Raw genomic sequence first — 23,041 nt, forward strand, 5'->3', positions numbered from 1 at the left:
TACGGGCGGACCTGCCACCGGGAAGCGCGGACGCTCTTCCCGGTGGCAGATCGCCGAAAAACTAGAAAATGAAGCTGTAGAAAGCCGTGAAGAAGGCGCCGAAGCTCAGCATGAACAGCTTCCAGTCATTGTCGTCGGACGGCGGCGCGCGATCGCGGCTCGCCTCTGCAACGGCTGGGCGCAGCACATGGCGCGGCAACCGTTGGCGGAACGGGTGGCGGGTCGACTCGCTCGTCAGGACCAGAGTTCTTCTCATGGCCTTCAGGTTAACGGATTCTTTACCATCGGAAAGACCGCTGTTTACGGTTAATCCATGCCTGTCCCGCCACGGGACATGCTTGACCGTATCAAGCAAATAACACAGCATGGCCGAAGCAATGAACGACCCCCTGACGACTCCCGACCCGGATGCCCTGCCAGAGCGCGCCTTCGGCGTCGGCCCGCCCAGCGCCTTCGCGCCGCCCCGGCCGTGGAAGCGCCGGGTACAGATAGCCGGGTGGGTCGTCGCGGCGCTGCTGGCGCTGCTGATGATCCTTGTCGCCTGGCTTGCGGTCACCGCGCCCATGTCGCGATCGCTCAAGCCGATCGCGCCGCCCAGCATCAGCCTGATGTCGGCGGACGGCCATCTGATTGCGCGGCGCGGCGCGATCATCGACAAGCCGGTTACCATCGCTGCCCTGCCCAAGCATGTGCCGCAGGCCTTCATGGCGATCGAGGACCGACGATTCTATAACCATTGGGGCGTCGACCCTCGCGGCATAGCGCGCGCGGCCTGGCACAATCTCTGGTCCAGCGGTTCCTCTCAGGGCGGCAGCACGATCACGCAGCAGCTTGCCAAGGGGGTGTTCCTTTCCAGCGACCGCACCTTCGGACGCAAGGCGCGCGAAGCGCTGATCGCCTTCTGGCTGGAGGCATGGCTGACCAAGGACCAGATATTGGAGCGATACCTGTCCAACGTCTATTTCGGGGACAATGTCTATGGCCTGCGCGCGGCATCGCTGCACTATTTCAATCGCCAGCCGGAACGGTTGACGATCCCCCAGGCCGCGATGCTGGCGGGATTGCTGAAGGCGCCGTCCCGGCTTGCCCCGACCACCAACCTGAAGGGCGCGCGCGATCGTGCCGCCCTGGTGACGCAGGCCATGGTCGAGGCGGGCTATATCAGCAAGGCGGAACGCGACGCCCTGCCCCCGGCGCGGCTCAATGTGCAAGATGCGCCCGATCCGACCAGCGGTACCTATTTCGCGGACTGGGTGCTGCCGGAGGCGCGGGACCGGGCCGGCGCGGTCTATGGCGCGCAGAATGTGACGACTACGCTGGACTGGCGCATACAGAGGCTGGCGGAGGCCGCGATCCGCCGCGCGCCGCTGGGCAAGGCGCAGGCCGCGTTGGTGGCGATGAAGCCGGACGGCAGCGTGGTGGCGATGGTCGGCGGCAGGAACTATGGCGAAAGCGCCTTCAACCGCGCCGTTCAGGCCAGGAGGCAGCCGGGTTCGACCTTCAAGCTGTTCGTTTATCTGGCCGCCTTCCGCGCCGGCATGACGCCCGATGACTTCATCGAGGACACGCCAATCACCACGGGCAGCTATCGCCCGGCCAATCATGGCGGCAAATATCGCGGGCGCATCACATTGCGGCAGGCCTTCGCCGCATCGAGCAATGTCGCGGCGGTCAGGCTGACGCAGAAGGTGGGCGTCGACAATGTCATCAAAGTGGCGCGCGATCTGGGCGTGACCGCTCCCTTGACGGAGGATCTGAGCCTGGCGCTCGGCACGTCGGAAATACCGCTCGTCGAATTGACGGAAGCCTATGCGGCGGTGGCGGCGGGCGCATATCCGGTGCCGGCCCATGGCCTGCCTCCGGAAGAACAGGGCTGGTTCGACCGGCTGCTGAGCCGCCAGAAGCATTTCAGCGACGACCAGCTGGAAATGATCCGCGACCTCCTGTCTTCCGCTGCCAATCGCGGCACCGGCAGCGCGGCCGCCCTTCGCACCAGCACTTTCGGCAAGACCGGCACGACCCAGGACAGCCGCGATGCGATCTTCGTCGGCTATGCAGGCGGGCTGGTGACGGCGGTGTGGATCGGCAATGACGATAACAGCCCCCTGCCCGGCGGCGCGGCGGGAGGCGGCGTGCCGGCCCGCATCTGGCGCAACTTCATGGCGGGAGCGATCAACGAGCCGGTCGAGGATGCGCCGGAGGAAAGCAAGGACAGCGACCTGGTCAACGCCATCGCCAATGTCGCTACGGAGGCGGGGCTGGGCAATATGAGCGTGGGCCTGGACACGCAGGGGGTGACGGTGAATGTCGGGAACGGCCAGATCCGCCTTCCGATCGACCAGCCGCAAGGGCCGCAGCCGACAACTCCCGGACCGCAGCCGAGCACGCCCCCGCCGCGCATCATCGTTCCGACCGCGCCCGCCGCCGCCGATCAACAACCTTGATGGCGGCGGGCGATGATGCGCTTCTGCCTGCGCCGGCGCGCGACACTATTTTCACCGTCCGCGCCATTCGCGGCCCCATCCGCCCTTTCTCCGGCGCGCTTCCTGCCCTACATGGATCGGCATGAGCGCCCCCCTCTACAACAAGGACATTTTGCGGCTGGCCGCGAACATACCCCATCACAGGCGGCTGCCCGACGCGCAGGCGAGCGTCGAGAAGCGGTCGCCCACCTGCGGGTCGCGGGTGACCGCTGACGTCAGGATGGAAAATGGCCGGATCGCCGACATCGGGCTGGACGTGAAGGCCTGCGCCCTGGGGCAGGCATCCGCGGCACTGATGGCTGCACAGGCGATCGGCCTTACCGCCGACGAACTGGCGGACGCGCGCGACCGGCTCACCGCCTATCTGGCGGGGGAGAGCGATGAACTGGATTTCTGGCCGGGGCTGGCTGTCCTTGCCCCTGCCCGTGACTATCCGGCTCGCCACGCCTCCATCCGGCTGGGCTTCGAAGCCATTGCCGAAGCGGCGCGCATGGCCGACGCCTGATGCAGGATCAGCTTGCGTCGACCGCCGTGGTTCCCGTGTCCGCTACCGACATATTATTGTCCGAGGGCGTTATCCTGCTCGGCGCGGCGGTCCTGTTCGTCATCCTGTTCCGCCGCCTGGGATTGGGCGCCGTGCTCGGTTATCTGGTCGCGGGCGCGCTGGTGGGGCCGCAGGGACTGAGGCTTGTCGGCGGAGCGGAATCGAAGCTCGCCATAGCCGAGATCGGCATCGTGCTGCTGTTGTTCCTCGTCGGGCTCGAATTGCATCCGGCCCGCCTATGGCGGCTGAAGCGCGACATCTTTGCCCTGGGCGCGGCGCAGGTGGTGCTGTGCGGCTGCGCGCTGACGGCGATCATCTTCTACACCACGGGCTTCACCTGGGGCGCGGCCATCGCGCTGGGACTGCCCCTGGCGCTGTCCTCCACGGCGCAGGTGCTGCCGGGCCTCAAAAGCAGCGGGCGGATCAATTCGCCCTTTGGTGAAAAGGTGTTCTCGATCCTGCTGTTCCAGGATCTCTCGATCGTCCCGCTGATCACGATCGTGGCGGCCCTGTCCCGCAATCCGGCCGATATGGGCGGTCCGCCGGGATGGATGATGGCCGGCTATACGGTGGCCGCCATCGCCGGGCTGGTGCTGGCCGGCCGGTTCATCCTGCGCCCGCTGCTCCGCCTGGTGGGGCGTCTGGGCGAGCGGGAACTGTTCGTCGTGGTCGGCCTGTTCACCGTGCTGGCAGCGGCGGCGCTGATGCACGCGCTGCACCTTTCCACCGCGCTCGGCGCCTTCGTGGCCGGCGTGATGCTGGCGGATTCGCCCTACCGGCACGAGATAGAGGCGGATGTCGAACCCTTCCGTTCCATCCTGCTCGGCCTGTTCTTCCTGGCAGTCGGCATGGTGCTGGACCTGCATGCGGTGGCGGCCAATCCCCTGTTCGTCATCGGCATGGCGGTGATATTGGTGCTGACCAAGGCCGCGTTGATCACCGGCCTTGCCCGATTGTTCGGCATGGAATGGAACCAGGCCATCGGCTCGGGCCTGCTGTTGAGCCAGGGCGGCGAATTCGGCTTCGTGCTGTTCGCGCAGGCGCAGGGCGCCCTGCTGATCGCGCCCCAGGCCGCCAGCCTGTTCAGCGCGATCGTCACCTTCTCCATGGCGACGACGCCCTTCCTGATGCTGTTCGCCCGCAAGCTGGAATTCGCCAAACCCAAGGTGAAGGGGGACTTTTCCGTTCCCGAAGACGCGCCGCGCGGCACCGCAATCATCGTGGGCTATGGCCGGTTCGGGCAGACGGTCGCCCAGATGCTGATGGGCCATGGCTTCGGCGTCGTGTTGATCGACAAGAAGCCGTCCCAGATCGAGGTGTCCAGCCGCTTCGACATGAAGGTCTATTATGGCGACGGCACGCGCATCGACCTGCTGCGCCGTTCGGGCGGGGAAGAGGCGCGACTGATCGCCTTCTGCATCGATGATCCTTCGCTCGACGCGCGGGTGCTGGAACCCATAGCCGAGGCCTTTCCCCAGGCGGCCTTGCTGGTACGCGCCTTCGACCGCCGGCAATTGCTGGCGCTCAGGGACATGGATCTGGCCGGGGTCGTGCGCGAGGTGTTCGAATCGGCTATCTGCATGGGCGTGCAGGCGATGGAAGCGCTCGGCGTTCCGGCCGGTGAGGTGGAGGAGGTGGAGCGGCAGTATCGCCGCAATGACGAGCAGCGCATGGAACTGCAGATCGAGCATGGCACTCTGATGGCTGCGAAGGAATTAATGTATCGGCCGGGCAGGCGAATGCGCCTGCTGGCGCGCGGCGACGGGGAGGAAGAAGCATGATCGGTGTTCTGGCGGCATTGTCGGCAGCCGTGGCGATAGCGGCAGGCGCCTTTGGCGCGCATGGCGCGGCCAATCCTCAGGCAGCGGAATGGTTGCGCACCGGCGGGCTGTATCAACTGATCCATGCGGTCGGCGCGCTTGCCATCATGGGGGTGGCGCGGGGTCCGGCGGCGCTGCAACTGGGCGGAGCGGCGATCTTCGCGTTCTCTCTCTATGCGATGGCACTCGGCGCGCCGAAATGGCTGGGCGCGGTCACGCCCATCGGCGGAACGCTGATGATCGCAGGCTGGATATGGACTGCCTGGATCTACTGGCGGGGATGACAGATCCAGGCCGCCACTTGCCCCCGCACCAACCCAGGCTTAGATTGAACCCATGGCCGATCATCATCATGACCATCTTGAACCGTCAGGCGACAGCCTGGCGGATGCAGCCCGCGCCACGCTGGAGGCGAGCCAGGAGCAATGGACGCCGATGCGCGCAGCCATTTTCGACGCTCTGGCAGCGCAAAATACCCCGGCATCAGCCTATGACATCGCCGACAGCGTATCCAAGGCGCGTGGCAAGCGGGTCGCCCCCAACAGCGTCTATCGCATCCTCGACCTGTTCGTGAACAACAACATCGCGATGCGGGTGGAAAGCGCCAATGCCTATATCGCCAATGCGCATCCGGGCTGTCACCATGACTGCATCTTCCTCGTCTGCACCCGCTGCAAGCAGGCGGCGCATGTCGACGACGACAAGGTGACGGACAAGGTCCGCGCCGTCGCCCGCGGCGAGGGTTTTCACCCGGATCGACCCGTCATCGAGATATTGGGCCTCTGCGCCAGATGCGCCGCGTGATGGCGTTGCGCTTCGGATCGGAACGGCTTAGCGCGGCCGGGAGTCTATGTCTTATATGAACGATCGTCCTTCCACCCCGCTGCTCGACCAGGTCGTCTGGCCCGCGGACCTGCGAAAGCTGCAATCGGGTCAGCTTCGGCAACTGGCCGATGAATTGCGGCAGGAGATGATTTCCGCCGTCGGTGTGACGGGCGGTCATCTGGGCTCCGGCCTTGGCGTGGTGGAACTGACCACGGCGATCCATTATGTGTTCGACACGCCGAACGACAGGCTGGTGTGGGACGTCGGCCATCAATGCTATCCGCACAAGATCCTGACCGGGCGGCGCGACCGCATCCGCACGCTGCGGCAGGGCGGCGGCCTCAGCGGCTTCACCAAGCGGGCGGAGAGCGAGTTCGATCCGTTCGGCGCGGCGCACAGTTCCACCTCGATCAGCGCGGCCCTCGGCTTTGCCGTGGCGAACAGGATGAAGGGCCAGCCCGGTAAGGCGATCGCCGTCATTGGCGACGGCTCCATGTCGGCGGGCATGGCCTATGAGGCGATGAACAACGCCCGGGAGGCCGGCAACCGGCTGATCGTGATCCTCAACGACAATGACATGTCGATCGCACCGCCGGTCGGCGGCCTTTCCGCCTATCTGGCGCGGCTGGTGTCGAGCCGGGAGTTTTTGGGCCTGCGCGACCTTGCCAAGCGGCTCGCGCGGCGCCTTCCGCGCCCGCTTCACAACGCGGCGCGCAAGACCGACGAATTTGCGCGCGGCATGGCGATGGGCGGCACGCTGTTCGAGGAACTGGGATTCTATTATGTCGGGCCGATCGACGGGCATAATCTCGACCAGTTGATCCCGGTGCTGGAAAATGTCCGCGACGCGGCGGAGGGGCCGTGCCTTGTCCATGTCGTGACGCAGAAGGGCAAGGGCTATGCCCCGGCCGAAGCAGCGGCGGACAAATATCATGGCGTTCAGAAGTTCGACGTCGTCACGGGCGCGCAGGACAAGGCTCCCCCCGGCCCGCCGAGCTATACCGGCGTCTTCGCCCAGGCGCTGATCGCTGAGGCGCAACGCGACCCGACGATATGCGCGATCACGGCGGCCATGCCTTCGGGAACCGGGCTGGACAAGTTCGGCGCCGCCTTTCCCGACCGGACCTTCGACGTCGGCATTGCCGAACAGCATGCCGTAACCTTCGCAGCCGGGCTTGCCGCGCAGGGCATGCGGCCCTTCTGCGCCATTTATTCGACCTTCCTGCAGCGCGCCTATGATCAGGTCGTGCATGACGTGGCGATCCAGAATCTGCCGGTGCGCTTCGCGATCGACCGCGCCGGCTTGGTCGGCGCCGACGGATCGACCCATGCCGGCAGCTTTGACGTGACCTATCTCGCCAGCCTGCCCAATTTCGTCGTGATGGCGGCAGCGGACGAGGCGGAACTGGTCCATATGGTGCATAGCTGCGCCCTGTACGACGAGGGGCCGATTGCGGTGCGCTATCCGCGCGGCAACGGCACGGGCGTCGCCCTGCCCGCCACGCCGGAAAGGCTGGAAATCGGCAAGGGCAGGATCGTGCGGGAGGGGCGACAGGTAGCGATCCTGTCGCTCGGTACCCGGCTGGAGGAAGCGCTGAAGGCCGCGGAAACGCTGGAGGCCAAGGGGCTGTCGGCCACCGTTGCGGATCTGCGCTTTGCCAAGCCGCTGGACGAAGCGCTGATCCGCAGATTGTTGACCACGCATGAGGTCGCCGTGACCATCGAGGAAGGGTCTGTTGGCGGCCTTGGTGCCCATGTACTGACGCTGGCCAGCGACCAGGGACTGATCGACAACGGCCTCAAATTGCGGACCATGCGGCTGCCTGACGTCTTCCAGGACCAGGACAAGCCGGAAAAGCAATATGCCGACGCGCGTCTGGACGCGAGCGCCATAGTCGACACGGTGCTGACCGCGCTGCGTCACAACAGCGCTGGCATAGGGAGCGAAGTTCGGGCGTAATAAGCAACCATAAGGTTGCATGATCTGCTTGAAAGTCTATATAGGCAATCTGGAGGTTGCCTATATGCCTGATTCCATCATCAAGACGATAGAGATCGCTGCGCCCGTCGAGAGGGTGTGGGATGCGCTGATCGATCATAAAAAGTTCGGGAGCTGGTTCCGGGTTGCGCTGGACCAGCCCTTTGTCGTGGGTCAGGCATCGACCGGGCACATGACCTATCCGGGATATGAGGATTATCGCTGGGAAGCGCGGGTCGTGGCGATCGAGCCGATGACGCGATTCGCCTATGAATGGCCGGCGACCGGAGGCGACAAGCAATTGATGGAAAGCGGCGTAGCCGTGGCCGAATGGACGCTGGTCGAGTTCATATTGGAGCCGGTCGCGGCGGGCACGCGGCTGACCGTCAGGGAAAGTGGGTTCGATGGGGTACCCGAACCACGCCGGAGCAACGTCATGCGGGACAATGACGGCGGCTGGGCTGAGCAGGTGAAGAATATTCGCGATTATGCCGAACGTTGACGCTGCGCCGGCCCGGCTGTTTGCGGCCCTGGGCGATGCGACGCGGCTGGACCTGATCGGCCGCCTTTCCGATGGGGGAGAGCGTTCGATCGGTCAGTTGGGCCACGGATTGCCGATCAGCCGTCAGGCGGTGGCCAAGCATCTGGACGTCCTGCTCGGCGCCGGGCTGGTCAACCGGACCAGGTCGGGACGGGAGGCGCTGTTCCGTTTGCGGCCCGAGGGCGTTGCAGAGGCCAGGGATTGGCTCGCGAAGGTCGAAAGCCAGTGGGACGGGACTTTGGGCCGGTTCAAGGATTTCGTCGAGAACCAGCCCTGAATTCCCGCTGACCGATTATTGCGGCGTGGCCGCGCGCGCGTCCTGGCCGTCACCTTCGGGAGCGGCGATGATGTCGCGGGTAGTGGCGCCCTTGTCGACCACTTCGGTTGCAGGATCACCGACGGAAGAACGGATACCGGCAGCCGCATTGGCGCGCCCGGCGGCGTTCAGCGTGGCGCTTTCGCCCGGGCTGCGGGCGGCGGGACCACCGAACATCGCCTCCATCGCAGCCTTGCTCGAATCGACGGAGGCCGCGGCAGGCGTGCCGGGCGCGGGCGGAACCAGCGCGAAGTCAGGCGGGATCACCAGCGGAGCCTGACGCGAAACGGCGAATTCGTCGGGACGTGAACGGTTGAAGAGGCCGCCGCCACCGCCGCAAGCGGACAGCATCGAAATCAGGCCAGCGGCGAGGATCAGTTTACGCATCAGTTCATTGACTCCGTCTTTGCGCCCTTCTCGCGCAGCAGAAGCGCCCGCGCAAGCAGGATCAGCACGCCGAAAGTGATGGCCGCGTCGGCCAGGTTGAAAATCAGGAAAGGTCGCCACTCGCCGAAATGCAGGTCGGCATAATCAACCACATAGCCAAGGCGCATGCGATCGACGATATTGCCGATGGCGCCGCCCAGCACCAGCCCAAGCGCGACAACGTCCTGACGCGCCTTTTCGCGCCACATCCACACTGCCACGAAGCCCGCGATCAGCATGGTCATGCCGACGAGTATCCAGCGCATCAGGTTGGTGTCGGCGTGGAAGAAGCCCATGGAAACGCCGCGATTTTCCAGCCAGCGCAGGCGGAAGATCGGCAGGATCTCTATGCCCTCGTCCATCCGGCTTTTCAGCGCCAGCGGATAGGTGACGGTATATTTGACCAACTGGTCCAGCACCAGCGTGACGATCGCGACGGCCAGGCCCAGGGGGCGGTGGTTGACGGCGGCCATCAGCGCTGAACCGGCACGGATTTGAGCGACATAGGTGACACGATAGAACCCCAGAAAAACGCCATTATTGTCTTGTTCACTCGCCACAGCCTGCGTCGTCAGGGCTATAGCCGAGGAATCCGGCTGTAGGACAGAAGGAAGTTTTATCCGGCGAGCACCTCGTCACAACGCTGACAAAGCGTGCCGTCTTCCTGGACTTCGGGCAGCAGGCGCCAGCAGCGGCCGCATTTGTGCCATTCGCTCGGCTGGACGATGATGCCGTCGCCCTTGCCCGTTTCGATACGGGCAACGATGGCGATTTCGGCGAAGTTCACACCGTCACTGGGGACCAACTGGCCCATGGTGACATCGGCCTCCAGGCTGGAGCGGATGATCTTTTCGCGGCGCAGCGGCTCTATGGCTTCATTGACCTGATCGCGCTGGTTGCGGATTTCGGCCCATTTGTCATCCAGACCCTGGTCGAGCCAGGCGGCATCGACCTCCGGCCATTCAAGGAAATGGACGCTTTCTTCGGGGTTTGAATAGCGACTTTGCCACACTTCCTCAGCCGTGAAGGGGATGATCGGCGCGGCGTAGCGGACCAGTGCGTGGAACAGCGTGTCGAGCACGGTGCGGTAGGCGCGGCGCTTCGGGTCCGCCTTCGCGTCGCAATAGAGGCAGTCCTTGCGGATGTCGAAGAAGAAGGCCGAGAGGTCGCTGTTCGCGAAATCCATCAGCGCGCGGGTGTAGCGGCTGAATTCCAGCCAGTTCTCGCTGTCGGCCGCCTTGTCGACCACGCTGCGGAGATCGGCGTCGAGCTTTGCCAGCAGATGGAGCATGTAGCGCTCCAGTTCCGGCATCTGAGCGACGGGCAACCTCTCCTCTTCGGAGAAATCGGAAAGAGCGCCGAGCAGGTACCGGAAAGTATTGCGTAATTTCCGATAGGCGTCGGAGGAGCCGGCCAGCACTTCCTTGCCGATGCGGACGTCGTCGAAATAGTCGGTGCTGGCGACCCAGACGCGGAGAATGTCGGAGCCGCTTTCGGCGATGATCTTCAGCGGGTCGACCACATTGCCGAGGCTCTTCGACATCTTGCGGCCCTGCCCGTCCAGCGCGAAGCCGTGGGTGAGGACGGCGTCATAGGGCGCGCGGCCGCGGGTGCCGCTGCTCTCCAGCAGGGACGACTGGAACCAGCCGCGATGCTGGTCGGAGCCTTCGAGATAGAGGTCGGCGCGGGCATCGGGGCCATAGCGGCCTTCCACCACGAAGCTGTGGGTCGAGCCGCTGTCGAACCAGACGTCGAGAATGTCGTTCACCACCTCATAGTCGTTGAGGTCGTAATCGGGGCCGAGCAGCGCCTGATGGTCGGCGCCGAACCAGGCGTCGGCACCTGCGCCCTTGAATGCCTCTATGATGCGGGCATTGACTGCCTTATCAACAAGATATTCGCCAGTCTTGCGATGAACATAGAGCGCAATGGGCACGCCCCATGCGCGCTGGCGGCTGATGACCCAATCGGGGCGGCCCTCCACCATCGAGCGGATGCGGTTGGTCGAGCGTTCCGGCACCCAGCGGGTGTGTTCGATCGCGTCGAGCGCCAGTTCGCGCAGGGTCGGGTCGTTGGTGACGATCGGGGTGGGCAGGATGCCCTCGCCCGCTTCGACCACCGCGCCCGCCTGCCGCTGGTCCATCGGGATGAACCATTGGGGGGTGCAGCGGAAGATGATCTTCGCCTTGGAGCGCCAGCTATGGGGATAGCTGTGCTTGAAATCGTCGGACGCGGCCAGCAGCCCGCCGGCTTCGCGCAGGTCGGTGCAGATCGGGCCGTCCTTGCTGACGAATTTGGGGTTGATGACGGAGCCCTGGCCGCCGAGCCAGAGCCAGTCCTCGCGATATTTGCCGTCATTTTCAACGGCGAAGACCGGGTTGATGCCGTTCGCCTTGCAGAGCGCGAAGTCGTCCTCGCCATGGTCGGGCGCCATGTGGACGAGGCCGGTGCCCGCATCGGTGGTGACGAAGTCGCCCGCGAGGAACGGGCGCGACTTGGCGAAGAAGCCGCCGAGGGCGTGCATCGGGTGACGGGCGACGGCTCCGGCGAGGTCGGTGCCTTTGCCGCGCCAGAGGGGTTCATTGAACTGATCATTGTCAGGCAAGAATGCCGAACGACCACGAAACTCATCGAAAAGTTTGGCCGCAATGAGAACAACGCCGTCCCAATGCGTTTCCATGTCATCGCCGGACGTAACAGTGCCAACGCCCTCCTTGCGGATAAGCTGGCGCCCTCGGATCGCCACATACTCAACCTCCGGCCCATAAGCCAAAGCCTGATTGACCGGGATCGTCCATGGCGTCGTCGTCCAGATCACCGCATGAGCACCGACCAGTTCCGGCGCGTTCGGCGCTTTCTCGATCTCGAACGCCACGTCGATCTGGGTCGAGACGATGTCTTCATATTCGACCTCCGCCTCGGCCAGCGCGGTCTTTTCGACCGGGGACCACATGACGGGCTTGGCGCCGCGATAGAGCTGGCCGCTTTCCGCGAATTTCAGCAGTTCGCCGACGATCGTGGCTTCGGCGTCGAACTTCATGGTGAGATAGGGATCGTCCCAATCGCCCATGACGCCAAGGCGCTTGAACTGTTCCTTCTGCACGCCCACCCACTTGTCCGCATAGGCGCGGCACTGGGCGCGGAATTCTTGGGGCGCAACCTCGTCCTTGTTCTGCTTCTTCTTGCGATATTCCTCCTCGATCTTCCATTCGATCGGAAGGCCGTGGCAGTCCCAGCCGGGAACATAGGGCGCGTCCTTGCCGAGCAAGGACTGGCTGCGGACGATGATGTCCTTCAGCACCTTGTTCATCGCATGGCCCATATGAATGTCGCCATTGGCATAGGGCGGGCCGTCGTGGAGGATGAAGCGCGTCCGGCCCTTCCGCCGATCGCGCAGCTTGCCGTAAAGGTCCATTTCCTCCCAGCGCGCGAGAATGGCCGGTTCCTTCTGCGCGAGACCCGCTTTCATCGGAAAGTCGGTGACGGGCAGGAAAACGGTGCTCTTATAATCTTTGGTTTCTTGGCTAGGCTGGTCGGTCATTTGGATCCGCGCACGTTAATTCAACCGCGCGGCATTAGGCGAGGTGTGGCGTTCCCGCAAGGATTTGCCGTGCGTCCTCGCAATCCTTCGCGATCGCCGCCATCAGCGGGTCGAGGCCGTCATATCTGGCTTCGGGTCGGAGGAAGTGGATGAGCTGGACCTCGATGACCTGATCATAGAGGTTTTCGGCGAAGTCGAAGAAATGCGGCTCCAGCAGTTCCTTGGGCGGATCGAAGCTGGGGCGGATGCCCAGATTGGCCGCGCCGTCCAGCACCCTGCCGTCGGGGAGAAGCCCGCGCACCGCGTAGATGCCGTAGCGGGGCCGCAGATAATGGCCGAGGTCAATATTGGCGGTGGGAAAGCCGATGGTGCGCCCGAGCTTGTCGCCATGCTGGACCGTGCCTTCAATCGCGAAGGGGCGCGTCAGCAGGCGGGTGGCGGTCGCGCAGTCGCCGGACTGGAGCGCCTTGCGGATGCCGGTGGAGGAGATGATCCCGCCGTCCGTGCCGGTGACGGGCGGCACGGCCTGGGCGACGAGGCCAAGGGGGCCACCCAGTTCCGCAAGGGTTTGGGTGGAACCGGCGCGATCCTTGCCGAAGGTGAAATCCTCGCCGGTGACGACGCCGGCCACGCCCCATTCGACCAGCAGGCGGACGAAGGACAGCGGATCCAGCGCGGCCAGTTCGCGGGTAAAGTCGAACACCAGCATGGCGTCGGCGCCGGCCCGGGCGAAGAGGCGTTCGCGCTGGTTCAGGCTGGTCAGGCGGAACCAGGGTGTTTCCGGGCGAAAGAGCCGCATCGGATGCGGATCGAAGGTGGCGATGATCGCCGGGCGGCCCTGCGCGCGGGCAAGCTCCATGGCGCGGCGGGCCACGGCCTGGTGCCCAGCGTGAAATCCGTCGAAATTCCCCAGCGCCATGATGCTGCCGCGCAGATGGGCGGGCATCGGGGCGCTGCTGTGCAGCCGCTCCATGGGGGGCGCTATAGGGGCGCGTCCGGCCGCTGGCAATGCGCGGCGGCCCCTGCTCTACGATGGAAAGTGACGAAGCTGTAGGCGGGGCGGCCATTTTCGGCCGGATGGTCCTGCCGCGCGCTTTCCCGCCATTCAGCGGGGTCGGGATAGGCGATGCGGGTGTCGCCGTCCGCATCGACATGAACCTCGGTAAGTTCGATGCGGTGCGCGAGCGGGAGGAAGAGACCGTAGATATCCGCGCCGCCGATGACGGCGGCGGTGGAGGCGCCGGCCATGGCGATGGCTTCGTGCGGGCCATGGGCGGTTTCCGCCCCCTCCCCCGTCCAGCTTTGGTCGCGGGTGAGAACGATATGGCGGCGGCCGGGAAGGAGGCCAGGCAGGCTGTCGAAGGTCTTGCGCCCCATGATCATCGGGTGACCGAGGGTGAGCGCCTTGAAATGCCGGAGGTCGGCGGGCAGGCGCCAGGGCAGGTCGCCATCCTTGCCGATCACGCCATTGTCGGCGCGGGCAAGGATGAGGACGATTTCGGATGAGCTGGTCATGGGCCTTACCTAACGCCCTTCAGGAAGAAGAGAAGGGCCCTGACAGGGGACGGGAGCGGGTATTTGCCCGCCAGACACGGGCGAGAGCGGCTGGTCGATCAGAGGGTCAGGCGCGTGACATGGCCCATTTTGCGGCCAGGGCGTGCCTCATGCTTGCCATAGAGGTGCAGGTGGTTGGCCGGGTCGGACAGGATCTGAAGCCAGTCATTGGCCTCGACCCCGATCAGGTTGCGCATTTCGACCCTTGCCGCGGCAAGGCCGGTGGCGCCCAGCGGCAGGCCGCAGATCGCGCGGACGTGGTTTTCGAACTGGCTGGTCACCGCGCCTTCGATGGTCCAGTGGCCGCTATTGTGGACGCGCGGGGCCATTTCGTTGAAGACCGGGCCGTCGGCGCTGGCGAAGAATTCCAGCGTCAGGACGCCGACATAGTCGAGCGCTTCGGCGACCTTCGACGCCAGGGAGCGGGCTTCGGCAAGCTGTCCCTCGATCAGCGTACCGGCAGGAACCGTGGAGCTGTCCAAAATGCCGTCCTTGTGGACATTGGCGGCGCTGTCCCAGAAGCGGATGTCGCCATGGGCGCTGCGGACGAGGATGACGGAGAATTCCTCGGCAAAGGTAACGAAGCCCTCCAATATGGCGCTCTGGCGGCCGATGGCGTTCCATGCGCCGACCGCGTCGCCGGGATCGGAGAGGCGCGCCTGCCCCTTGCCGTCATAGCCCATGCGGTTGGTCTTGAGGATCGCGCGGCTGCCGATCTGGTCGAGCGCCTCTTCAAGGTCGTCGAGGCTGTCGACCGGGGCGAAGGGCGCCGTCAGGCCGCCCAGATCGCAGACGAAGCGCTTTTCCGCCACGCGGTCCTGCGCGACGCGCAGCGCATGGGCGCCGGGGCGGACGAGGCCGTGGGTGGCGAGGACTTCGACCGCCGAGGGATCGATATTCTCGAACTCATAGGTGACGACGTCGACGCTGTCGGCGAAGGCCGCCAGCGCGGCGGCATCCTCATAGGCGCCCTGGGTCCAGCGCGGCGAGACATCGGCGGCCGGGCCGCTGCCTTCCGGCGCATAGATGTGCGTGCGATAGCCAAGCTGCGCGGCGGCGATGGCGATCATGCGGCCCAACTGGCCGCCGCCGAGGATGCCGATGGTGGAGCCGGGCGGGATGGTGGTCATCTTATTCGGGCGTGTCCGCTACGTCGTTGGTCTGCTTCTCGCGCCAGGCGTCGAGACGCTGCGCCAGCGCCGCATCCGTCGTGGCGAGGATGGAGGCGGCGAACAGCGCGGCGTTGATCGCGCCCGGCTTGCCGATGGCGAGCGTGCCGACGGGAACGCCGCCCGGCATCTGGACAATCGACAGCAGGCTGTCCATGCCCTTCAACGCCTTGGACTCCACGGGCACGCCCAGCACGGGCAGGCGCGTCATCGAGGCGGTCATGCCGGGGAGATGCGCTGCGCCGCCCGCGCCGGCGATGATGACCCTCAGCCCCCGGCCGACCGCGCCCGTGGCATAATCGTAGAGACGCTGGGGCGTGCGGTGGGCGGAGACGACCTTGCATTCATGGGTTACGCCGAGCGCATCGAGCGTTTCCGACGCGTGCCGCATCGTTTCCCAATCGGATCGGCTGCCCATGATGATACCGACTTGCACGGCTTCGACTGCCCCGGTCATTCGCTTCGCACTTCCCTGCCAATGCGGAAAGCAAAGCCCCTTAGCGGGAGGACTGGCGGGGGGCAATGCGGGATTTTGGTTCATTCCACCCCATCAGCCGCCCCGCGCGGGAGCAGGTCGGATTTTTACCGCTCCGAAAGATAATAGCGGTCCCTGGCCGCCAGGTCGTCGTCGAGGTCGTAGACGATGGGCTGGCCGGTGGGGATTTCCAGTTCGGTGATCTCATCGTCCGGAATGTTGGAGAGGTGCTTCACCAGAGCGCGGAGCGAATTGCCATGGGCAGAGATGACGACGCGCTTGCCGGCCTTGAGGTCGGGGGCGATGCGCTCCTCCCAATAGGGCAGGACGCGGGCGATGGTGTCCTTGAGCGATTCCGTGGACGGAATGGCGATGCCGGCATAGCGGCGGTCCTTCGACAGGTCGAATTCGCTGCCCGCCTCCAGCGGCGGCGGCGGCGTGTCGAAGCTGCGGCGCCAGATCTTCACCTGATCGTCACCATGCCTGGCCGCCGTCTCCGCCTTGTTGAGGCCGGTGAGGCCGCCATAATGACGCTCGTTGAGGCGCCAGTCCTTCTCGACCGGCAGCCACAGGCGGCCCATTTCCTCCAGCACCAGGTTCAGCGTCTTGATCGCGCGGGTCTGGACGGAGGTGTAGCACTGGTCGAAATCCAGCCCCTTTTCCCTGAGCAGGCGGCCCGCGGCGCGGGCTTCTTCCGCGCCCTTTTCGGTCACGTCCACGTCCCACCAGCCGGTGAAGCGGTTTTCAAGGTTCCAGGCCGACTGGCCATGACGGATGAGGACGAGCGTGGGCATGAAGCGTGTCTCCTGCACGAGAAGCGAAGAATTGCGCCCTCCCATAGCGCCGGAAATATCCGACGCAAGCTTGCGCGGCCCCCGCACGCCCCCACATTGCAGTCGGTCCGTCGATGGGATAGCCCAGGCAGGAGCTGAAGGAAGGAACCGGCAACTTGGCATTTGTGAAGGGCATGTGGCGCATATTGGTCGCCATCAAGGACGGGTTGGTGCTGCTGTTCCTGCTGATGTTCTTCGGGGCGCTCTATGCCGCCCTGTCCTGGTCGCCCAAGCCTGCGCAGAGCGTGGGCAGCGGCGCGCTGCTGCTGAAACTGGACGGGACCATCGTCGAGCAGCCGTCGGAAGTCGATCCGATGGCGCTGCTGACCGGCCGGAACGACCGGGCGAAGGAATATGGGCTGGCCGATATCGTCGCCGCGTTGGATGCCGCGCGGGACGACCGGAAGGTGAAGGCCGTCGTGCTGAACCTGGACGGCTTCATGGGCGGCGGCCAAGTCGCACTGGCGCGGGTCGGCAAGGCGCTGGACGCGGTGCGCGCGGCGAAGAAGCCGGTCTTCGCCTATGCGACCATCTACAGCGACGACAGCTATCAACTGGCCGCGCATGCGAGCGAAAGCTGGGTGGACCCGCTGGGCGGCGTCGCCATCGTCGGGCGCGGCGGTTCGGGGCTCTATTACAAGGGGCTGATCGACAAGCTGGGCGTCAACACCCATGTCTATCGCGTCGGCACCTACAAGAGCTTCGTCGAGCCCTTCACGCGGACCGATCAGTCCCCCGAAGCGAAACAGGCCAACCAGGCGCTGGCGGACGCGCTTTGGGAAGATTGGCAGCAGGAAGTCGCAAAGGCCCGGCCCAAGGCCAGGCTGGCGGCCTATGTGCGTGATCCCGCGAGCCTGGCCGAGGCCGCTGGCGGCAATCTGGCGAAGGCGGCGATGGGCGCCGGGCTGGTCGACAGGATGGGTGATGAAGCGGCGTTCGGAGCGCGGGTGGCGGAGATCGTAGGCGATGCGCCGGACGACAAGGCGGGCGACTTCGCGGCCATCGACCTTGGCAACTACATGAAGGCGCACAAGCCCGCCAATGGCGGGGATATCGGCGTGCTGACCATTGCCGGCGACATCGTCGATGGCGAGGCCGGGCCGGGCACGGCGGCGGGCGATACGATTTCGGCGCTGCTGCGCAAGACGCTGGCGGAAAAGGATCTGAAGGCGCTGGTGGTCCGGGTCGATTCACCCGGCGGATCGGTCATGGCGTCGGAGAAGATCCGCAGCGCCATCATGGAAGCGAAATCCGAGGGGCTGCCCGTCGTGGTGTCGATGGGCAATGTGGCGGCGAGCGGCGGCTATTGGGTGTCAACGCCTGCCGATGTGATCTTTGCGGAGCCCGATACGATCACCGGATCGATCGGCGTGTTCGGCATCATACCCAGTTTCGAGGGAACGCTGGCGAAGATGGGCGTCACCACGGACGGGGTGAAGACGACGCCGCTGTCGGGCCAGCCGGACATTGCCGGCGGCACGACGCCGGAATTCGACCGGATCATGCAGATGGGGGTCGAGGATATTTACGGCCGCTTCGTCGGGCTGGTCGCGCAATCGCGGCGCAAGACCCCCCAGCAGATCGACGCCATCGCGCAGGGTCGCGTCTGGGACGGCGGCACGGCGCGGCAGATCGGGCTGGTGGATCGCTTCGGCGGGCTGGAGGAGGCGATTGCCGAGGCGGCGAAGCTGGCAAAGGTCGATCCGGCCAAGGCCAAGCCCTATCGCATCGCCAAGGAACCCGACAAGTTCGCCGAATTCGTCCAGTCGATCATCGATCGGGAGGATGAGGATGATGCCGGGACGTCGTCTGCCATGGTCGGACGCGACCTGCTGGGGCGGCAGGCGATCGTGCAGCGGAACTGGGCATTGCAGGCCATTGCCGATGTGCGCGCGCTGGTGAGCGGCGCGGGCGTGCGGGCCGATTGCCTGGAGTGCCGGGGCTATGGCGCGCCGCGGGTCGCAAAACCCGACGAGCACGGACTGGCGGCGCTGTTGCTGGGGCTTTGGCGGTGATGGGCGTTATTGGCCATTGAGCGTCCTGTGCTCCTGCGCAGGCAGGAGTCCAGTTCAGCTGTTGCGATGATTCACCAAGGGCAGGACTGGGCTCCTGCCTGCGCAGGAGCACGGGGCGCGCTTGAGAGAAGGCAGCCCTTCAGGCCTTCCCTGTCCACCCGGTCGGATACTCCACGAAATCCGCTTCCCGATCTTGCCGCCCCGATTTGAAGCGGTCCACACTTTGAAGCGGTCCGCACTGGCGCGGCGGAACCGCTCTCCCTATAGCTGGTCCATGGCATCCACCGAAAAGAAGAAGAAATCCGATCCCGCCCGGACCAAGGTCCGGCCCGCCGGTTTCCCGACGCGCGAGCAGGTGATGGATTTCATCGCCACGTCCGACCAGCCGGCCGGAAAGCGGGAGATCGCAAAGGCGTTCGGTCTCAAGGGGCAGGAGAAGATCGCGCTCAAGGCGCTGCTGAAGGACATGGCGGACGAAGGGCTGATCGACATCGGTCCGGCGCGGGCCTTCCACAAGATGGGCGGCGTGCCGAAGGTCACCGTGCTGCGCATCGTCGATGTCGACGACACCACCCTGATCGCCACGCCGGAACGCTGGGAGGCGGAGGGGCAGCCCGCGCCCCGGCTGCGCATCGTGGAGCGGGGCAAGAGGGGCGCACTGACGATCGGCGACCGGATCCTGGCGCGAACCGAGGAAGCGGGGCGCGGCTGGGTCGCGCATCCGATGAAGAAGCTTGCCAAGGCGAGCGAGGAATTGCTGGGCGTGGTCGAGGAGGCGGACGGCGGCAAGCTGTGGCTGCGCCCGGTCGACAAGCGCATTCGGCGGGACACGCCGATATCGGACCCCGGCACGGCGAAGAAGGGCGATCTGGTGCTCGCCGAGCCGGTAGGGCGCCCGCCCCGGATCACGGCGCGGGTGACGGACATATTGGGCGATCCCTTCGCGCCGCGCAGCTTCAGCCTGATCGCCATCCACAAGCACGGCATTCCCCACGTCTTTTCCGAGCGGGTCGAGGAAGAGGCGGTGGCGGCTTCCAGGCTCCCTCTGCATGAGGAGAAGCGGGAGGACCTGCGGCACCTGCCCATCGTCGCCATAGACCCGGTCGACGCGCGGGACCATGATGATGCGGTCTGGGCCGCGCTGGACGATGATCCGGCCAATGAGGGCGGCTACAAGGCCATCGTCGCGATCGCGGACGTCAGCTATTATGTGCGGCCGGGCAGCGCGCTGGACCGGGAGGCGCGGAAGCGCGGCAACAGCGTCTATTTCCCCGATCTGGTGGTGCCCATGCTGCCGCACCAGCTTTCCTCCGACATGTGTTCGCTGCGCGCGGGAGAGGACCGGGCGGCGCTGGCCTGTCATTTTGTGCTGGATGCCGCGGGCAAGATGAAGAGCTGGCGCTTTTCCCGCGCGGTGATCCGGGTGGCGGCGGTGCTGACCTATGAGGACGCGCAGGCGGCGATGGACGGCACGCGGGATGAGCCGCTTCTGGAAACGGCGCTGAAGCCGCTCTGGGCCTGCTGGGCGCTGCTGCGCAAGGCGCGGGACAAGCGCGAGCCGCTGGCGCTGGACCTGCCGGAGCGGCGGGTGGTGCTGGACGAATATGGCAAGATCGTCAGCGTCGCGGTGCGCGAGCGGCTCGACGCGCATATGCTGATCGAGGATTATATGGTCGCCGCCAATGTCGCGGCGGCAAAGGCGCTGGAGGCGAAGAAGGCGCCGGTCATGTACCGCGTCCATGAACCGCCGAGCCGGGACAAGCTGGTGGCGCTGAAGGACTATCTTGCGACCTTCGACATCGAATTCGCCCTGGGCCAGGTGGTGAAGCCCGCCACCTTCAACCGGCTGATCGCCCGGGTCGGCGAAGCGGAGGAGAAGCCCCAGATCATGGAGCAGATCCTGCGCACCCAGACGCAGGCCTATTATGCACCCGCCAATCAGGGGCATTTCGGGCTGGCCCTGGGGTCCTATGCGCATTTCACCTCACCGATCCGGCGCTATGCGGACCTGCTGGTGCATCGGGCGCTGGTGGGCGCCTATGGGCTGGAGCTGCCCGCGCCCAAGGGGGATATACCCGACCGATCCTCGTTGAGCGGGGAGGATATGGAGAATATGGCCCGCGTCGGCGAGATGATCAGCCAGCATGAGCGCCGCGCCATGGAGGCGGAACGCGAGACGATCGATCGCTATGTCGCGGCATTCCTGGCGGCGCATGTCGGCGACCTGGTGGAGGCGCGGATCACCGGGGTGCAGAGCTTCGGCTTCTTCGCCACGGTCGAGGGGCTGGGCGGCGACGGGCTGGTGCCGGTATCGACCCTGGGCGACGAGCGCTTCTTCTTTGACGAGGCGGGGCGGGCGCTGGAGGGCGTGGAGAGCGGGGACCGATATACGATCGGCCAGCGGCTGCAATTGCGGCTGGCCGAAGCGGACCCGATCAACGGGGCCTTGCGCTTCGAACTGCCCGATGCCCTGCCCCAGCGTCCGAGCTTCAAGAAGGATCGCGTCAGGCCCGGCAGCGTCCGGCGCGGGCGGCCGGCCAACATACGGCACATGGGGGCGAAGCGGGGCAAGCACCGGCGGTGAAGGCCCCTATGCGCTGTAAACCTGTTACCGCATGCCAGTGAACGAAAATGGCCTGAACGAAAATGGGCCCGAACGGAAATGGGGCAGTCCCGCAGGACCGCCCCATTTTCCGTTTTCATGCCCGCGTCGCGGCTTCAGGCCGCTGCGCTCTCCGGCTCGACAGCGAACAGGGTCACGCCCTTATATTTGCTGTCGCCCTGATCATAGAGGCCGTGCATCGCCTCAAACTTTTCGTCGATCAGGCTGACGTCGTTCAATCCGGCGAGCTTGAACGTGCCCAGCTTCAGTTCCCTGGGGGGGCGGCCGTCACGCTCGATCGTGACCGCGTCGATGAACATCTCGTCATGGCGCGTATAGAGGATATGCGGGGCCAGCTTCACGACCATCTTGTTGTAGGTCGCCATCAGACATTTCTGAAGCGCAATCGCCTCGAAGAACATGGTAGGAGCGGTCATAATCTGCTTTTCATTACCGATTTGACGCGCCGGTTCAATTGCTTTGTGCGTCGCACCATCACCTCGCCGTGCAACTTGCCATACAACTTGCACGCCAGGCGGGATCAGGCGTTTCGCCTGTGCGACACAAGGTGCAGCCTCTCCCGCAAGACCCAGCGCGCCACCAGCAACAGCGCGACCACGCCCAGCCCGCTTGCAAGGCCCAGCCAGATGCCAAGGCCCTGCAACCCCAGCGGAAAGGCCAGGACGACGCCGACTCCGATGCCGATCACCCAATAGCCGATCAGGGCAAAGATCATCGGCACGCGCGTATCCCGAATGCCCCTTAGCACCCCTGCCCCCACGGCCTGGGCCGCGTCCACCAGCTGGAACAGCGCCGCGACGCCCAGGAAGCTGACCGCAAGCGTCGCGGTCCGCCGGTTGGCGGGATCGGCAAGGTCCAGGAAAGCGGATATCAAAAGGCGCGGAAAGGCGATGAGCATCGCCGCCGCGATCAGGGCGAACCCCGTCCCGATCGCCAGCGCCAGCCAGCCCGCACGACCGACCCCCGCCAGGTCGCCCTTCCCATAAGCGAGGCCCACGCGCACGGTCGCCGCCTGGCCAATGCCCATGGGCACCATGAAGACCAGCGCGGCGATCTGGATCGCGACGGCGTGTGCCGCCAGCGAGTCGCGGTCGATCAATCCCATCAGGAAGGCGGAGGCGTTGAACACCGTCGTCTCCAGCCCCAGCGTGATCGCGATCGGCAGGCCCAGCGCCCAGACGGCCCGGTGCCGTTCCCGGTCACGGGTCCAGAATCGCCCCAGCAGGCGGTAGCGACGGAACCGCCGGTCGATCAGTATGACCGCAAGCAGCCCGATGAACAGGAAGGAGGAGGACAGGCTGCTGGCGATTCCCGCGCCGAAGATCCCCAGCGCGGGGAAACCGAAATGGCCGAAGATCAGCGTCCAGCCAACCAGCACATTGAACGGGATCGCGCAGACCATGATGATCAGGCCCCAGACGGGCCGTTCCAGCGCGGAGATGAAGTTGCGCAGCGTGGTGAATCCCAGAAAGGGCAGCAGCGCCCATTGCAGGCCGCGCATCAGTTCGCCCGCCTGGGCCGCCAGTTCCGCATCCTGCCCCATCAGCAGCAGGATGGATCGGCTTTCCCACAGCAGCGCCCAGGCGGGCAGCACGAACAGGGTGGCCGCGCGCAGCGTCTGATGCACGGTCCGCCGGACGTCGCGCACCGAATGCCGCCGACGCCCCCGCTCCGTGGCGATCAACGGCGCGGCGGCGGTCACCAGCCCCATGCCGAAGATCAGCAACGCATTGAACAGGTTGATCGCCAGCGCGCCAGACGCCACCGCGCCCGCACCCAGCCGGCCCAGCAGCAGCAGGTCGGTCGCGGCGATGCCGGCCCAGGCGATGTTGCCCGCGATCATCGGCAGTGCGAGCGCCGTCAGCGCCCCGGCCTCCAGGCGCCAAGGTGAACGCATC

General features: G+C 65.6%; 21 protein-coding genes. 10 read left to right on the plus strand and 11 right to left on the minus strand.

Annotated elements, in window-relative coordinates:
• Window positions 1–61: 61 nt before the first annotated feature.
• Complete coding sequence (locus ACN9MX_RS05785; RefSeq protein ID WP_363734546.1) at window positions 62–256, minus strand: hypothetical protein; 195 nt, start codon at window positions 254–256, stop codon at window positions 62–64.
• Between the two features lie 109 nt (window positions 257–365).
• Between ACN9MX_RS05785 and ACN9MX_RS05790 the strand changes: the two genes are divergently transcribed.
• The 8 genes from ACN9MX_RS05790 (at window position 366) to ACN9MX_RS05825 (ending at window position 8,468) form a co-directional block, all read left to right on the plus strand.
• Window positions 366–2,444, plus strand: a complete 2,079-nt coding sequence (locus ACN9MX_RS05790; RefSeq protein WP_426387346.1) for a transglycosylase domain-containing protein — start codon at window positions 366–368, stop codon at window positions 2,442–2,444.
• A 121-nt stretch (window positions 2,445–2,565) separates the two neighbouring features.
• Window positions 2,566–2,988, plus strand: a complete 423-nt coding sequence (locus ACN9MX_RS05795) for an iron-sulfur cluster assembly scaffold protein (protein ID WP_363734544.1) — start codon at window positions 2,566–2,568, stop codon at window positions 2,986–2,988.
• Window positions 2,988–4,808: a monovalent cation:proton antiporter-2 (CPA2) family protein gene (locus tag ACN9MX_RS05800; RefSeq protein WP_426387347.1), complete on the plus strand. Its 1,821-nt coding sequence runs from the start codon at window positions 2,988–2,990 to the stop codon at window positions 4,806–4,808. Before ACN9MX_RS05795 ends, ACN9MX_RS05800 begins: the two co-directional genes overlap by 1 nt.
• Window positions 4,805–5,131, plus strand: coding sequence for a DUF423 domain-containing protein (locus tag ACN9MX_RS05805; RefSeq protein ID WP_363734542.1), 327 nt, complete (start codon window positions 4,805–4,807; stop codon window positions 5,129–5,131). Before ACN9MX_RS05800 ends, ACN9MX_RS05805 begins: the two co-directional genes overlap by 4 nt.
• Before the next feature lie 52 nt (window positions 5,132–5,183).
• The gene (locus ACN9MX_RS05810) at window positions 5,184–5,651 is read left to right on the plus strand and encodes a Fur family transcriptional regulator (RefSeq protein WP_363826298.1); all 468 of its coding nucleotides are present in this window, start codon (window positions 5,184–5,186) and stop codon (window positions 5,649–5,651) included.
• Between the two features lie 46 nt (window positions 5,652–5,697).
• On the plus strand, window positions 5,698–7,632 hold the full coding sequence (dxs, locus tag ACN9MX_RS05815) for a 1-deoxy-D-xylulose-5-phosphate synthase (protein WP_363826301.1): 1,935 nt from the start codon (window positions 5,698–5,700) through the stop codon (window positions 7,630–7,632).
• A gap of 64 nt (window positions 7,633–7,696) precedes the next feature.
• Window positions 7,697–8,152 carry an SRPBCC family protein gene (locus ACN9MX_RS05820; protein WP_426387348.1) on the plus strand — a complete coding sequence of 152 codons (456 nt, stop codon included), beginning with the start codon at window positions 7,697–7,699 and terminating at the stop codon, window positions 8,150–8,152.
• Window positions 8,139–8,468 (plus strand): ArsR/SmtB family transcription factor, encoded by a 330-nt coding sequence (locus tag ACN9MX_RS05825; protein ID WP_426387349.1) that lies wholly within the window; start codon window positions 8,139–8,141, stop codon window positions 8,466–8,468. The genes ACN9MX_RS05820 and ACN9MX_RS05825 overlap by 14 nt, the downstream gene beginning before the upstream one ends.
• 15 nt (window positions 8,469–8,483) lie before the next feature.
• Here ACN9MX_RS05825 and ACN9MX_RS05830 read toward each other — a convergent pair whose 3' ends face one another.
• The 8 genes from ACN9MX_RS05830 to gpmA form a co-directional block, all read right to left on the minus strand.
• On the minus strand, window positions 8,484–8,894 hold the full coding sequence (locus ACN9MX_RS05830; RefSeq protein WP_133652272.1) for a DUF3035 domain-containing protein: 411 nt from the start codon (window positions 8,892–8,894) through the stop codon (window positions 8,484–8,486).
• Entirely contained in the window at window positions 8,894–9,406 is a 513-nt protein-coding gene (gene lspA, locus ACN9MX_RS05835; protein ID WP_363735363.1) for a signal peptidase II, read from the minus strand. Before lspA ends, ACN9MX_RS05830 begins: the two co-directional genes overlap by 1 nt.
• A 143-nt stretch (window positions 9,407–9,549) precedes the next feature.
• Window positions 9,550–12,474: an isoleucine--tRNA ligase gene (gene ileS / locus ACN9MX_RS05840; RefSeq protein WP_426387350.1), complete on the minus strand. Its 2,925-nt coding sequence runs from the start codon at window positions 12,472–12,474 to the stop codon at window positions 9,550–9,552.
• A 34-nt stretch (window positions 12,475–12,508) separates the two neighbouring features.
• Window positions 12,509–13,447, minus strand: coding sequence for a bifunctional riboflavin kinase/FAD synthetase (locus ACN9MX_RS05845; RefSeq protein ID WP_426387351.1), 939 nt, complete (start codon window positions 13,445–13,447; stop codon window positions 12,509–12,511).
• Window positions 13,448–13,455: 8 nt separating this feature from the next.
• Window positions 13,456–13,989: a dihydrofolate reductase gene (locus ACN9MX_RS05850; RefSeq protein ID WP_363826316.1), complete on the minus strand. Its 534-nt coding sequence runs from the start codon at window positions 13,987–13,989 to the stop codon at window positions 13,456–13,458.
• A 98-nt stretch (window positions 13,990–14,087) separates the two neighbouring features.
• Window positions 14,088–15,158, minus strand: a complete 1,071-nt coding sequence (locus ACN9MX_RS05855) for a 5-(carboxyamino)imidazole ribonucleotide synthase (RefSeq protein ID WP_426387352.1) — start codon at window positions 15,156–15,158, stop codon at window positions 14,088–14,090.
• A 1-nt stretch (window position 15,159) separates the two neighbouring features.
• A complete protein-coding gene (gene purE, locus ACN9MX_RS05860) occupies window positions 15,160–15,654 on the minus strand; it encodes a 5-(carboxyamino)imidazole ribonucleotide mutase (RefSeq protein WP_363734533.1) in 495 nt (164 codons plus the stop codon).
• Window positions 15,655–15,779: 125 nt separating this feature from the next.
• Window positions 15,780–16,466 carry a 2,3-diphosphoglycerate-dependent phosphoglycerate mutase gene (gpmA, locus tag ACN9MX_RS05865; RefSeq protein ID WP_363734532.1) on the minus strand — a complete coding sequence of 229 codons (687 nt, stop codon included), beginning with the start codon at window positions 16,464–16,466 and terminating at the stop codon, window positions 15,780–15,782.
• Window positions 16,467–16,621: 155 nt separating this feature from the next.
• Between gpmA and sppA the strand changes: the two genes are divergently transcribed.
• Window positions 16,622–18,520, plus strand: a complete 1,899-nt coding sequence (sppA, locus tag ACN9MX_RS05870) for a signal peptide peptidase SppA (RefSeq protein ID WP_426387353.1) — start codon at window positions 16,622–16,624, stop codon at window positions 18,518–18,520.
• A gap of 274 nt (window positions 18,521–18,794) precedes the next feature.
• Window positions 18,795–21,104 (plus strand): ribonuclease R, encoded by a 2,310-nt coding sequence (gene rnr / locus ACN9MX_RS05875; RefSeq protein WP_426387480.1) that lies wholly within the window; start codon window positions 18,795–18,797, stop codon window positions 21,102–21,104.
• Between the two features lie 134 nt (window positions 21,105–21,238).
• Here rnr and ACN9MX_RS05880 read toward each other — a convergent pair whose 3' ends face one another.
• Together ACN9MX_RS05880 and ACN9MX_RS05885 are read right to left on the minus strand one after the other, a co-directional pair.
• Window positions 21,239–21,559 (minus strand): hypothetical protein, encoded by a 321-nt coding sequence (locus ACN9MX_RS05880; RefSeq protein ID WP_133652280.1) that lies wholly within the window; start codon window positions 21,557–21,559, stop codon window positions 21,239–21,241.
• Window positions 21,560–21,663: 104 nt separating this feature from the next.
• Window positions 21,664–23,040 carry an MATE family efflux transporter gene (locus ACN9MX_RS05885; protein WP_363734530.1) on the minus strand — a complete coding sequence of 459 codons (1,377 nt, stop codon included), beginning with the start codon at window positions 23,038–23,040 and terminating at the stop codon, window positions 21,664–21,666.
• Window position 23,041: the final 1 nt, after the last annotated feature.

The organism is Sphingobium sp. R-21 (assembly GCF_049913335.1).
Taxonomy (GTDB): Bacteria; Pseudomonadota; Alphaproteobacteria; order Sphingomonadales; family Sphingomonadaceae; genus Sphingobium.

Excerpts from the sequence above, each read along its gene's own strand:
- dxs (WP_363826301.1), top strand. The coding sequence starts at position 5,698 with ATGTCTTATATGAACGATCGTCCTTCCACCCCGCTGCTCGACCAGGTC.
- gpmA (WP_363734532.1), bottom strand. The coding sequence starts at position 16,466 with ATGCCCACGCTCGTCCTCATCCGTCATGGCCAGTCGGCCTGGAACCTT.
- ACN9MX_RS05810 (WP_363826298.1), top strand. The coding sequence starts at position 5,184 with ATGGCCGATCATCATCATGACCATCTTGAACCGTCAGGCGACAGCCTG.
- ACN9MX_RS05820 (WP_426387348.1), top strand. The coding sequence starts at position 7,697 with ATGCCTGATTCCATCATCAAGACGATAGAGATCGCTGCGCCCGTCGAG.
- ACN9MX_RS05880 (WP_133652280.1), bottom strand. The coding sequence starts at position 21,559 with ATGACCGCTCCTACCATGTTCTTCGAGGCGATTGCGCTTCAGAAATGT.
- ACN9MX_RS05850 (WP_363826316.1), bottom strand. The coding sequence starts at position 13,989 with ATGACCAGCTCATCCGAAATCGTCCTCATCCTTGCCCGCGCCGACAAT.
- ACN9MX_RS05785 (WP_363734546.1), bottom strand. The coding sequence starts at position 256 with ATGAGAAGAACTCTGGTCCTGACGAGCGAGTCGACCCGCCACCCGTTC.
- ACN9MX_RS05790 (WP_426387346.1), top strand. The coding sequence starts at position 366 with ATGGCCGAAGCAATGAACGACCCCCTGACGACTCCCGACCCGGATGCC.
- purE (WP_363734533.1), bottom strand. The coding sequence starts at position 15,654 with ATGACCGGGGCAGTCGAAGCCGTGCAAGTCGGTATCATCATGGGCAGC.
- ACN9MX_RS05855 (WP_426387352.1), bottom strand. The coding sequence starts at position 15,158 with ATGACCACCATCCCGCCCGGCTCCACCATCGGCATCCTCGGCGGCGGC.
- lspA (WP_363735363.1), bottom strand. The coding sequence starts at position 9,406 with ATGGCCGCCGTCAACCACCGCCCCCTGGGCCTGGCCGTCGCGATCGTC.
- ACN9MX_RS05885 (WP_363734530.1), bottom strand. The coding sequence starts at position 23,040 with ATGCGTTCACCTTGGCGCCTGGAGGCCGGGGCGCTGACGGCGCTCGCA.
- rnr (WP_426387480.1), top strand. The coding sequence starts at position 18,795 with ATGGCATCCACCGAAAAGAAGAAGAAATCCGATCCCGCCCGGACCAAG.
- ileS (WP_426387350.1), bottom strand. The coding sequence starts at position 12,474 with ATGACCGACCAGCCTAGCCAAGAAACCAAAGATTATAAGAGCACCGTT.
- ACN9MX_RS05805 (WP_363734542.1), top strand. The coding sequence starts at position 4,805 with ATGATCGGTGTTCTGGCGGCATTGTCGGCAGCCGTGGCGATAGCGGCA.
- ACN9MX_RS05795 (WP_363734544.1), top strand. The coding sequence starts at position 2,566 with ATGAGCGCCCCCCTCTACAACAAGGACATTTTGCGGCTGGCCGCGAAC.
- ACN9MX_RS05830 (WP_133652272.1), bottom strand. The coding sequence starts at position 8,894 with ATGCGTAAACTGATCCTCGCCGCTGGCCTGATTTCGATGCTGTCCGCT.
- ACN9MX_RS05825 (WP_426387349.1), top strand. The coding sequence starts at position 8,139 with ATGCCGAACGTTGACGCTGCGCCGGCCCGGCTGTTTGCGGCCCTGGGC.
- ACN9MX_RS05845 (WP_426387351.1), bottom strand. The coding sequence starts at position 13,447 with ATGGAGCGGCTGCACAGCAGCGCCCCGATGCCCGCCCATCTGCGCGGC.
- ACN9MX_RS05800 (WP_426387347.1), top strand. The coding sequence starts at position 2,988 with ATGCAGGATCAGCTTGCGTCGACCGCCGTGGTTCCCGTGTCCGCTACC.